Origin of the sequence: Serratia sp. CY52157, assembly GCF_052168495.1 — a bacterium.
GTDB lineage: Bacteria > Pseudomonadota > Gammaproteobacteria > Enterobacterales > Enterobacteriaceae > Serratia > Serratia ureilytica.
In genome coordinates this window covers 327,046-338,445 of the sequence record NZ_JBJNMO010000002.1, presented here as the reverse complement: position 1 = coordinate 338,445, position 11,400 = coordinate 327,046, and the positions used below count along the sequence as shown (strand labels likewise).

At 60.4% G+C, this 11,400-nt stretch carries 13 protein-coding genes; 12 read left to right on the top strand and 1 reads right to left on the bottom strand.

Going from position 1 to position 11,400, the window contains the following annotated elements; all coding sequences use genetic code 11:
- Window positions 1–6 precede the first annotated feature (6 nt).
- The 12 genes from lptE (at window position 7) to lipA (ending at window position 10,899) form a co-directional block, all read left to right on the top strand.
- Window positions 7–567 carry an LPS assembly lipoprotein LptE gene (lptE, locus tag ACJ8IP_RS11300; protein WP_033633932.1) on the top strand — a complete coding sequence of 187 codons (561 nt, stop codon included), beginning with the start codon at window positions 7–9 and terminating at the stop codon, window positions 565–567.
- Complete coding sequence (holA, locus tag ACJ8IP_RS11295) at window positions 564–1,598, top strand: DNA polymerase III subunit delta (protein ID WP_033651150.1); 1,035 nt, start codon at window positions 564–566, stop codon at window positions 1,596–1,598. Before lptE ends, holA begins: the two co-directional genes overlap by 4 nt.
- Window positions 1,588–2,250 (top strand): nicotinate-nucleotide adenylyltransferase, encoded by a 663-nt coding sequence (nadD, locus tag ACJ8IP_RS11290; protein WP_015376938.1) that lies wholly within the window; start codon window positions 1,588–1,590, stop codon window positions 2,248–2,250. Before holA ends, nadD begins: the two co-directional genes overlap by 11 nt.
- A 194-nt stretch (window positions 2,251–2,444) precedes the next feature.
- Complete coding sequence (gene rsfS / locus ACJ8IP_RS11285; RefSeq protein WP_004940001.1) at window positions 2,445–2,762, top strand: ribosome silencing factor; 318 nt, start codon at window positions 2,445–2,447, stop codon at window positions 2,760–2,762.
- Window positions 2,763–2,765: 3 nt separating this feature from the next.
- On the top strand, window positions 2,766–3,236 hold the full coding sequence (rlmH, locus tag ACJ8IP_RS11280) for a 23S rRNA (pseudouridine(1915)-N(3))-methyltransferase RlmH (protein ID WP_004940002.1): 471 nt from the start codon (window positions 2,766–2,768) through the stop codon (window positions 3,234–3,236).
- Window positions 3,237–3,274: 38 nt separating this feature from the next.
- On the top strand, window positions 3,275–5,170 hold the full coding sequence (gene mrdA, locus ACJ8IP_RS11275) for a peptidoglycan DD-transpeptidase MrdA (RefSeq protein ID WP_033642160.1): 1,896 nt from the start codon (window positions 3,275–3,277) through the stop codon (window positions 5,168–5,170).
- A gap of 8 nt (window positions 5,171–5,178) precedes the next feature.
- The gene (gene mrdB, locus ACJ8IP_RS11270; protein ID WP_004940006.1) at window positions 5,179–6,291 is read left to right on the top strand and encodes a peptidoglycan glycosyltransferase MrdB; all 1,113 of its coding nucleotides are present in this window, start codon (window positions 5,179–5,181) and stop codon (window positions 6,289–6,291) included.
- A 10-nt stretch (window positions 6,292–6,301) separates the two neighbouring features.
- The gene (gene rlpA / locus ACJ8IP_RS11265; protein WP_164107194.1) at window positions 6,302–7,375 is read left to right on the top strand and encodes an endolytic peptidoglycan transglycosylase RlpA; all 1,074 of its coding nucleotides are present in this window, start codon (window positions 6,302–6,304) and stop codon (window positions 7,373–7,375) included.
- A gap of 180 nt (window positions 7,376–7,555) precedes the next feature.
- Window positions 7,556–8,767 (top strand): D-alanyl-D-alanine carboxypeptidase DacA, encoded by a 1,212-nt coding sequence (gene dacA / locus ACJ8IP_RS11260; RefSeq protein ID WP_004940010.1) that lies wholly within the window; start codon window positions 7,556–7,558, stop codon window positions 8,765–8,767.
- A 104-nt stretch (window positions 8,768–8,871) separates the two neighbouring features.
- Window positions 8,872–9,138 (top strand): DUF493 family protein YbeD, encoded by a 267-nt coding sequence (ybeD, locus tag ACJ8IP_RS11255; protein WP_004940012.1) that lies wholly within the window; start codon window positions 8,872–8,874, stop codon window positions 9,136–9,138.
- 134 nt (window positions 9,139–9,272) lie between these two features.
- Window positions 9,273–9,941, top strand: a complete 669-nt coding sequence (gene lipB, locus ACJ8IP_RS11250; protein WP_033651147.1) for a lipoyl(octanoyl) transferase LipB — start codon at window positions 9,273–9,275, stop codon at window positions 9,939–9,941.
- Window positions 9,934–10,899, top strand: a complete 966-nt coding sequence (gene lipA / locus ACJ8IP_RS11245) for a lipoyl synthase (RefSeq protein WP_004940018.1) — start codon at window positions 9,934–9,936, stop codon at window positions 10,897–10,899. The genes lipB and lipA overlap by 8 nt, the downstream gene beginning before the upstream one ends.
- Before the next feature lie 93 nt (window positions 10,900–10,992).
- Here lipA and tatA read toward each other — a convergent pair whose 3' ends face one another.
- Window positions 10,993–11,208, bottom strand: coding sequence for a Sec-independent protein translocase subunit TatA (tatA, locus tag ACJ8IP_RS11240; protein WP_004940019.1), 216 nt, complete (start codon window positions 11,206–11,208; stop codon window positions 10,993–10,995).
- Window positions 11,209–11,400 lie beyond the last annotated feature (192 nt).

Here is an 11,400-nt window from a genome sequence, read left to right as displayed (position 1 = left end):
GGAGTTGTGCGACAACGTATTCTGACGCTGTTGCTGGGGTTGGCGGTGCTGGTCACCGCCGGCTGCGGTTTTCACCTGCGTGGCACCACGCAGGTGCCTAATGAAATGAAAACGCTGATCCTGGACAGTTCGGATCCTTATGGGCCATTGACGCGCGCGGTGCGTGAGCAACTGCGTTTGAACGCCGTGACCATCGTCAGCGATCCGAAGCGTAAAGACGTGCCTTCTCTGCGCATCGTCGGCGCGACGGAAAGCCAGGATACCGCCTCGATCTTCCAGGACGGTAAAACCGCCGAGTATCAGCTGGTGCTGACCGTGCAGGCCCAGGTGCTGATCCCGGGGCACGACCTGTATCCGCTGTCGGTGAAAGTGTTCCGTTCGTTCTTCGACAACCCGCTGACCGCGCTGGCCAAAGACTCCGAGCAGGAGATCATTCGCCAGGAAATGCGTGAGCAGGCGGCGCAACAGCTGGTGCGCAAACTGCTGACCGTGCACGCGGCGGAAGAAGAAAACCGGCAAAAAGCCGCTGCCGTCGGCGAACGAGCGGCAAGCCAAACCGCACAATGATCCGCATTTATCCGGAACAACTTGCCGCGCAGCTCCGAGAGGGGCTGCGCGCTTGTTATTTATTGAGCGGCAATGAACCGCTGCTGCTGCAGGAAAGCCAGGATCTGCTCCGGCAGGCCGCGCAACAGCAGCAGTTCAGCGAGCACTACAGCATTTCCCTCGACGCCCATACCGACTGGGACGCCATCTTCGGCATCTGCCAGGCGATGAGCCTGTTCGCCAGCCGCCAGACGCTGCTGCTGATTTTCCCGGAAAACGGCCCAACGGCGCCGATCGGCGAACAGCTGACCAAGCTCGCCACCCTGCTGCACGAGGATATTCTGCTGATCCTGCGCGGCCCGCGCCTCACCAAAGCGCAGGAAAACAGCGCCTGGTTCAAGGCGCTCAGCCCGCACGGCGCCCTCGTCAGTTGCCAGACGCCGGAGCAGGCACAGCTGCCGCGCTGGGTCGCCACGCGCGCCAAGGCGATGAAGCTGGAGTTGGACGACGCGGCCAATCAGCTGTTGTGCTACTGCTACGAAGGCAACCTGCTGGCGCTGTCGCAGGCGCTGGAGCGGCTGTCGCTGCTGCACCCGGACGGCAAGCTCACCCTGCCGCGCGTCGAGCAGGCGGTGAACGACGCCGCCCACTTCACGCCGTTCCACTGGCTGGACGCCTTGCTGGCCGGCAAGAGCAAGCGCGCCTGGCATATTTTACAGCAGCTGCAGCAAGAGGATGTCGAGCCGGTGATCCTGTTGCGCACCCTGCAGCGCGAACTGCTGCTGTTGCTGACGCTGCAGCGCCGCATGGCGTCCGCGCCGCTGCGCACGCTGTTCGATCAGCACAAGGTCTGGCAGAACCGCCGCCCGCTGGTCACCCAGGCGCTGCAACGCCTGTCCGGCGCCCAGCTGCAGCAAGCGGTACAGCTGCTGACGCAAATCGAGCTGACCCTCAAGCAGGACTATGGCCAGTCGGTCTGGCCGGAACTGGAAACCCTGTCGATGCTGCTGTGCGGCAAACCCCTGGCCACGAGTTTTACCGATGCCCACTAATCCGGAACACCCCACCGTATTGCACGCGCTGTTTGGCGGCACCTTTGATCCGATCCACTACGGCCATCTGCGGCCGGTGGAGGCGCTGGCCGCCGAAGTGGGCCTGAATCGCGTCACGCTGCTGCCTAACCACGTGCCGCCGCACCGCCCGCAGCCCGAGGCCAACGCACAGCAGCGCTTGAAGATGGTCGAGCTGGCGATCGCCGGCAATCCGCTGTTCGCGGTCGACGATCGCGAACTGCATCGCACCACCCCCTCCTACACCATCGAGACGTTGGAAACGATTCGTAAAGAGCGTGGCGCCGCCCAGCCGCTGGCGTTTATTATTGGCCAGGACTCGCTGCTGACGCTGCATAAATGGCATCGCTGGCAGGCGCTGTTGGACGTCTGCCATCTGCTGGTGTTGGCGCGCCCGGGCTATAACGATCGCATGGACACGCCGGAACTGCAGCAGTGGCTGGAACGTCATCGCACCGCCGACCCGGCGCTGCTCAGCCGCCGCCCGCACGGCCATATCTATCTGGCCGATACGCCGGAGCTGGAAATTTCCGCCACCGAGATCCGCCAGCGCCGCCATCAGGGCCTCAACTGCGACGATCTGCTGCCGCGCCCGGTGCAGCGCTATATCGAGTTGCAGGGTTTATATCGCTAGCGAAAGGTGCGTGATATACTGCGCCGCTATTTTTCAGGTATCCGCTGAAAACCCCGGAAACCTTAGCTGGCCGGGCAGTCACCAGTTAGCTGGCTTTCAGCGGCAGCCTGCCGAAACCTTTATCCGGTTACGCCGCGGCGCGCGCATTTTGCCCGCCGCAGCCGACTGAACAGAACACACCCGAGGGGGAACCTTTGCAAGGTAAAGCGCTCCAAGATTTCGTCATCGATAAAATCGATGACCTGAAAGGCCAAGACATTGTCGCTCTGGACGTACAGGGCAAATCCAGCATCACCGATTGCATGATCATCTGCACCGGCACGTCGACTCGCCACGTGATGTCGATCGCCAGCCACGTAGTGCAGGAATCCCGCGCCGCGGGCATGGAGCTGTTTGGCATGAAAGGCCAGGAAGCCTCCGACTGGATCGTGGTCGATCTGGGCGAAGTGATCGTGCACGTGATGCAGGAAGAAAGCCGTCGCCTGTACGAGCTGGAAAAACTCTGGAGCTAAGCGGTGAAACTGCAATTGGTGGCGGTCGGCACCAAAATGCCAGACTGGGTGCAAACCGGCTTTATGGATTACCTGCACCGCTTTCCCAAAGATATGCCGTTTGAGCTGACCGAGATCCCGGCCGGCAAACGCGGCAAAAACGCCGACATCAAACGCATTCTGGACAAGGAAGGCGAACAAATGCTGGCGGCGGTGGGCAAAGGCAACCGCATCGTTACGCTGGATATCCCAGGCACGCCGTGGGAAACGCCGCAGCTGGCGCAGCAGCTTGAGCGCTGGAAGCAGGATGGCCGCAACGTCAGCTTGCTGATCGGCGGCCCGGAAGGGCTGGCGCCCGCCTGCAAAGCCGCTGCCGAGCAGAGTTGGTCGCTTTCTCCGTTGACACTGCCGCATCCTTTGGTGCGCGTCCTGGTGGCCGAAAGCCTCTACCGCGCCTGGAGTATTACTACAAATCATCCTTACCACCGGGAATAGCCGGTGGTGACCGTGACAGAGTGAAATAAAGCAGCGGGATGAAAATAGAACGTAACCCTTTTCGCGACTATACGGCTGAATCCGCCCTGTTTGTACGCCGCGCCCTGGTGGCGTTCTTGGTCATCCTGGTGCTGTCCGGCATCCTGATCGCCAACCTGTATAATCTGCAAGTGGTCCGCGTCGAGGATTACCGCACCCGCTCCAACGAAAACCGCATCAAGCTGGTGCCCATCGCGCCCAGCCGCGGCATTATCTACGATCGCAACGGCACTCCGCTGGCGCTCAACCGCACCATTTATCAGCTGGAACTGATGCCGGAAAAGGTCGACGATCTCAAAGCCACGCTGCAGGCGCTGCGCCCGGTGGTCGACTTGACCGATGACGACATCACCAATTTCGAAAAAGAGCGCAAGCGCTCGCGCCGTTTCGTCTCCATTCCGGTGAAAACCGCGCTGACCGAGGTGCAAGTCGCCCGTTTTGCGGTCAATCAGTTCCGCTTCCCGGGCGTGGAAGTGAAAGGCTACCAGCGCCGCTACTACCCCTACGGCTCCGCCCTCACCCACGTCACCGGCTACGTGTCGAAGATCAACGACCGCGACGTCGAGCGGCTGGACAAAGACGGCAAACTGGCCAACTACGCCGCCACCCACGATATCGGCAAGCTGGGCATCGAACGCTATTACGAAGACACGCTGCACGGCAAAACCGGCTATGAAGAGGTCGAGGTCAACAACCGCGGCCGGGTGATCCGCCAATTGCACGAACAGCCGCCTTCCGCCGGTCAGGACGTCTACCTGACGCTCGATCTTAACCTGCAGCGCTATATCGAACAGCTGTTGGTCGGCAGCCGCGCCGCGGTGGTGGTGAGCGATCCGCGCACCGGCGCCATCCTGGCGATGGTCTCCAACCCGAGCTACGATCCGAACCTGTTCGTCGACGGCATTTCCAGCAAGGACTATCAGGGGTTGCTGAACGATCCGAATCGCCCGCTGATCAACCGCGCCACCCAGGGGGTCTACCCGCCCGCCTCGACGGTGAAGCCTTATATCGCGGTGTCGGCGCTGAGCGCCGGGGTGATCACCAAAAACACCGTGGTGTTCGATCCCGGCTGGTGGCAATTGCCCGGCTCGGAAAAACGCTTTCGCGACTGGAAGAAATGGGGCCACGGCCGCCTGAACGTCACCAAGGCGCTGGAAGAGTCCGCAGATACCTATTTCTACCAGGTCGCTTATGACATGGGGATCGATCGGCTGTCGACCTGGCTGACCAAATTCGGTTACGGCCAGTACACCGGCATCGATCTGTCCGAAGAGCGCTCCGGCCTGATGCCGACGCGCGAATGGAAGCAGAAACGCTATAAAAAACCGTGGTATCAGGGCGACACCATTCCGGTAGGCATCGGCCAGGGTTACTGGACCGCGACGCCGATCCAGATGGCCAAGGCGCTGAACACCCTGATCAACGACGGCACCGTCAAAACGCCGCACCTGCTGCAGAGCACACGCATCAACGGCGCGCTGGTGCCGTTCAAACAGGAAGAAAACACGCAGATCGGCGATATTCACTCCGGCTTCTGGGAAATTGCCAAAGACGGCATGTACGGTGTGGCCAACCGTCCGAACGGGACGGCGCGCAAATACTTTGCGGACGCACCTTATAAAGCCGCGGCGAAATCGGGTACCGCACAGGTATTCGGCTATGAAACCTACAACGCCCACAAACTGGCGGAGCACCTGCGCGATCACAAACTGATGACCGCCTTCGCACCGTTCAACAACCCGACGGTGTCGGTCGCCATCATTCTGGAAAACGGCGGCTCCGGTCCGGCGGTGGGGACCATCACCCGCCAGATCCTCGACCACATTCTGCTGGGCGACAACAATACGCAATTGCCAAGCGAGGCCCCGCTGCCGCCTGGCGTAGAAGGTGACTAAGGTAGAACATGACTGAAAGCCAACAAAAAGGCTCGATCTGGACCAAAATCCACATCGACCCGACGTTCCTGCTGCTGATCCTGGCCCTGTTGGTCTACAGCGCCTTCGTGATGTGGAGCGCCAGCGGCCAGGATATCGGCATGATGGAGCGCAAGATCGGGCAGATCGTCATGGGGCTGATCGTGATGGCCGTCATGGCGCAGATCCCGCCGCGCGTGTACGAAAGCTGGGCGCCCTATCTGTATATCTTCTGCGTGATTTTGCTGATCCTGGTGGACGCCTTCGGGCAGATCAGTAAAGGCGCGCAGCGCTGGTTGGATCTCGGCGTAGTGCGCTTCCAGCCGTCGGAAATCGCCAAGATCGCCGTGCCGCTGATGGTGGCGCGCTTTATGAACCGCGACGTCTGCCCGCCTTCGCTGAAAAACACCGCCATCGCGCTGGTGCTGATCTTCCTGCCGACGCTGCTGGTGGCCGCGCAGCCGGATCTGGGCACCTCTATCCTGATCGCCGCTTCCGGCCTGTTCGTACTGTTCCTGTCCGGCATGAGCTGGAAGCTGATCGCCGTCGCCGCCGTCGCGCTGGCGGCCTTCATCCCGGTGCTGTGGTTCTTCCTGATGCACGGCTATCAGCGCGACCGCGTCATGATGCTGCTCGATCCGGAGAGCGACCCGCTCGGCGCCGGTTATCACATCATTCAATCCAAGATCGCCATCGGCTCCGGCGGCCTGTCCGGCAAGGGCTGGCTGCACGGCACCCAGTCGCAGCTGGAGTTTCTGCCGGAGCGCCATACCGACTTTATCTTCGCCGTCCTGGCCGAAGAGCTGGGGCTGATCGGGGTGCTGGTGCTTCTGGCGCTTTACCTGCTGGTGATCATCCGCGGGCTGATGATCGCCGCCAAGGCGCAAACCACCTTTGGCCGCGTCATGGTCGGCGGCTTGATGCTGATTTTGTTCGTTTATGTCTTTGTTAACATCGGTATGGTCAGTGGCATTTTGCCGGTAGTTGGCGTACCTTTGCCTCTGGTCAGTTACGGGGGTTCGGCGCTGATAGTGTTGATGGCCGGTTTCGGCATCATCATGTCGATCCACACGCATCGGAAAATGCTGTCTAAAAGTTTATAAGAGGTGAGTAATGCGTAAGGAATGGCTTTGGATCGGCGTCGCGGCGGTGTTGCTCTCCGCCTGTACCGCCCCGACCACGGAACAGCAAGCCCCTCCGCAGCCGTACAACGGCCCGGTGGTGGAAATCGGCGGCGTCGAGCCTCAATATGAACCCTATAACCCTAATAACATGCAGGATTATAAGGTTAATGGCGATACTTACCGCATCGTAAAAGATCCGCAGAACTTCTCGCAGACCGGCCTGGCGGCCTGGTATGGCGAAGAGGCCAACGGCAACACCACGGCGCTGGGCGAGCAGTTTGACCCCAACGGCCTGACGGCGGCGCATCCGACCCTGCCAATCCCAAGCTATGTGCGCGTCACTAACCTGGCCAACGGCCGTCAGCTGGTGGTGCGCGTCAACGATCGCGGGCCATACACCAAGGGCCGCATCATCGATCTGTCGAAAGCCGCCGCCGACCGCCTCAACCTGTCCAACAACACCAAGGTCAAGGTAGATTTCATCAACGTGGCGCCGGACGGCACGCTGAGCGGCCCCGGCACCATCGGCACCATCGTGGCGAAACAGAGCTACGCCCTGCCGGCGCGCCCGGATCTCGGCTCCAGCGGCATGGGCACCCCTATTCAACAGGAGGCGCCGATCGCCAGCGGCGCGGCGGTGCGCCCGATCGATAACAGCACCCTGCGCACCGACGACAACAGCGCCCCAGCTGCCGGCGGCAATGCCGCCAACGGCCGCAGCGGTTTCCTCGGCGCGCCGAGCGCGGTGCCGGCCGGGGTGCTGGAAGGTTCCGAACCTGAAGCCGCCGCGGTGGCCGCACCGGTCGCGGCCGGCGCTGCGGCTGCTGCCGCCTCTTCCGGCGGCTACGTGGTGCAGGTCGGCGCGCTGAGCAGCGCCGAACGCGCCCAGAGCTGGCAACAGAGCCTGAGCCAACAGTTTGGCGTGCCGGGCAAAGTGGCGGCCAACGGCAACGTTTACCGCGTCCAGCTTGGCCCGTTCAGCAGCCGTCAGCAGGCGGCCCAGCTGCAGCAACGCCTGGCGAGCGAAGCGCAACAACAGTCTTTCGTTACTGCTGCACCCTGAGCGTTAAGCCCGGCGGGCATTCACGGCCGATAAGCGGTTATTTAGCTGAAACATTTTCTTGCAGCTAAAAGGGCACTAACCGCAATTAGTCAGATGAATGGGTAATGCCTGCCGGGATCGCATCTGCTATAGTGTGGCTCGTTTTTTAACTTTACTTTCACGGATGTTGTAGTCCCGATCATGAAACAAGTAACTTCTTTTCGCTTAATCAAAAGCATCGCCCTCGGCACCGTTATCGCAATGAGCGCAGCCTCCGTTGCGCACGCCGATGACGTTAACATCAAAACCATGATCCCAGGTGTCCCGCAGATCGATGCGGAAGCGTACATCCTGATTGATTACAACTCCGGCAAGGTGCTGGCCGAGATGAACGCCGATGCGCGTCGCGATCCGGCCAGCCTGACCAAAATGATGACCAGCTACGTCATCGGCCAGGCGCTGAAAGCGGGCAAAATCGGCCAGGACGATCTGGTGACCGTCGGCCAGGACGCCTGGGCGACCGGCAACCCGGTGTTCAAAGGCTCCTCGCTGATGTTCCTGAAGCCGGGCGATCGCGTGCCGGTCTCCAAACTGACCCGCGGCATCAACCTGCAGTCCGGTAACGACGCCTGCGTGGCAATGGCCGACTACGTCGCCGGCAGCCAGGATGCGTTCGTCAACCTGATGAACACCTACGTCAGCAAGCTGGGCCTGCAGAATACCCACTTCCAGACGGTGCACGGCCTGGATGCGCAGGGCCAATACAGCTCGGCGCGCGACATGGCGCTGATCGGCCAGGCGCTGATCCGCGACGTGCCGGAAGAATACGCGATCTACAAAGAAAAAGAGTTCACCTTCAACAATATCCGCCAGATGAACCGCAACGGTCTGCTGTGGGATAACAGCCTGAACGTCGACGGCATCAAAACCGGCCATACCGACGCGGCGGGTTACAACCTGGTGGCTTCGGCGACCGAAGGCCAAATGCGCCTGATCTCCGCCGTGATGGGCGGCCGCACCTACAAAGGCCGTGAAGCCGAAAGCAAGAAACTGCTGACCTGGGGCTTCCGCTTCTTCGAAACCGTGGCGCCGCTGAAAGTCGGTAAAGAGTTCGCCTCCGAGCCGGTCTGGTTCGGCGATGCCGACCGCGTTGAGCTGGGCGTGGACAAAGACGTTTACCTGACCATTCCGCGCGGCCGCATGAAAGATCTGAAGGCCAGCTACGTGCTGAACACGCCGGAAATTCACGCGCCGCTGGCGAAAAACCAGGTGGTGGGCAGCATCAACTTCCAGCTGGACGGCAAAACCATCGACCAGCGTCCGCTGGTGGTGATGAACGAAGTGAAAGAAGGCGGCTTCTTCAGCCGCATCGTGGACTACATCAAACTGATGTTCCACCACTGGTTCGGTTAACGGTTGAAACGGGCGAAATCGTCCCCATATAGTGAATAACACTAACTCCCGCCCCGGCGGGAGTTATACTTTATAGATTAGCTAGCACTCTGGAGCGCACGCACATGCAAAAAACTAAACTGAACGAACTGCTCGAATTCCCTTGCTCGTTTACCTACAAGGTAATGGGCCTGGCGCAGCCTGAGCTGGTTGACCAGGTGGTTGAAGTGGTGCAGCGCCATGCGCCGGGCGATTACAACCCGCAGGTCAAGCCAAGCAGCAAAGGCAACTACCACTCCGTCTCCATCACCATCAATGCCACTCACATCGAGCAGGTCGAAACCCTGTACGAAGAGTTGGGCAACATTGAAATTGTTCGCATGGTGCTGTAATTCCAGCATAAACCCCTGCTTATCAACCCGGGATGGCGCAGCGTCTTCCCGGGTTGCGCATTTTTGGTCAGCGAAAGGCTGGTCGCAGGCCGGAGCGCCCGGTATAATGGCTTTACCACTTCTGTAACCTGACGATGACTCTTTTGCAACCAGACAAGATCATTTTGCGTCAGCTGGGGTTGCAGCCCTACGCGCCTGTATCCCAAGCCATGCATAACTTCACCGACAGTCGTACCGAGACCACGCCGGACGAGCTGTGGCTGGTGCAGCATCACCCGGTGTTCACCCAGGGTCAGGCCGGCAAAGCCGAACACGTGCTGATGCCCGGCGACATCCCGGTTGTCCAGAGCGATCGCGGCGGCCAGGTGACCTACCACGGGCCGGGTCAGCAGGTGATGTACGTGATGGTCGATCTGAAACGCAACAAGGTCGGCGTACGTCAATTGGTCACGGCGATAGAAGATACGGTTATCAACACCCTCGCCCACTTCCGCCTCACATCGCGCGCCCGTCCGGATGCGCCCGGCGTGTACGTGGGGGAGCAGAAAATCTGTTCGTTGGGTTTGCGGATCCGCAAAGGCAGCTCATTCCACGGCCTGGCCCTGAATGTGGCGATGGATCTCAGCCCCTTCCAACGCATCAACCCTTGCGGTTACGCCGGTATGCAGATGACGCAGGTCAGCGCGCTGGCGCCCGGCGTTGGCATTGAAGACATACACCCAATCCTGGTACAGGAATTTGTTCATTTACTCGGCTACCAGACGGTCGAGCTTCGTAACTGGAACCTGCACGATTATGAGTAAACCAATTCAGATGGAACGCGGCGTCAAATACCGCGATGCTGACAAAATGGCGCTGATCCCGGTCAAAACGGTGGTCACCGAACGGCAGGAGCTGTTGCGTAAACCCGAGTGGATGAAGATCAAACTGCCTGCCGACTCAACGCGCATTCAGGGCATCAAAGCCGCGATGCGCAAGAACGGCCTGCACTCCGTCTGTGAGGAAGCCTCGTGCCCTAACCTGTCCGAGTGTTTCAACCACGGTACCGCCACCTTTATGATCCTCGGCGCCATCTGCACCCGCCGCTGCCCGTTCTGCGACGTGGCCCACGGCCGCCCGATCGCGCCGGACGCCAACGAGCCGGAAAAGCTGGCGCAAACCATCGCCGACATGGCGCTGCGTTACGTGGTGATCACCTCGGTTGACCGCGACGATCTGCGCGACGGCGGCGCTCAGCACTTTGCCGACTGCATCTCCGCCATCCGCGCCAAAAGCCCGAACATCAAAATTGAAACGCTGGTGCCGGACTTCCGCGGCCGTATGGACCGCGCGCTGGAGATCCTCACCGCCACGCCGCCGGACGTATTCAACCACAACCTGGAAAACGTGCCGCGCGTCTACCGCCAGGTGCGTCCGGGCGCCAACTACGAATGGTCGCTGAAGCTGCTGGAGCGCTTTAAAGAAGCGCACCCGGATATCCCGACCAAATCCGGCCTGATGGTCGGCCTGGGCGAAACCAACGCGGAAATCATTGAAGTGATGCGCGATCTGCGTCGCCACGGCGTGACCATGCTGACGCTGGGTCAGTACCTGCAGCCGAGCCGTCACCACCTGCCGGTGCAGCGCTACGTCAGCCCTGCCGAGTTTGACGAGATGAAAGAAGAAGCGATGGCGATGGGCTTCACCCACGCCGCCTGCGGCCCGTTCGTGCGTTCGTCTTACCACGCCGATCTGCAGGCCAAAGGGATGGAAGTGAAATAACGCGTAATAGTTTGTTACGCTATAGACGGCGGAAACGCCAAAAAACGGATGTCCGCAAGGCATCCGTTTTTTATTGCGCGCAGTCAGACGGGGTTAAACGTCTTTCTTTTCGACGCTCTGCTGAGCGGACTGGCTTTCGGCGGCGTTGTTGCCGGCGGCCGGCGGCGTGCTGTCATCGCCCACGGCTTTTTTAAAGCCTTTCAGCGCCGCGCCAAGATCGGCGCCGAGCGTGCGCAGTTTGCTGGTGCCGAACAGTAAAATCACCAACACCGCAATCACCAGAAGTTTGGTAATGCTGATACCTTCCATACTCACCTTCTTATCATAGAGCGCTGCGTGAACAGCGAGAAAAACTGACCTTGCCTGCGAATATTTAGCGACTTTCCTTCGGCTCGCACAACCGCAACATGTAACAGAGTGAGATCGGTCGCAGTAATGCCACAGGGCCTCTGGACGTGAATCCCAGACTATTCTTAGTTTATCACCCGCATGATACGCTGC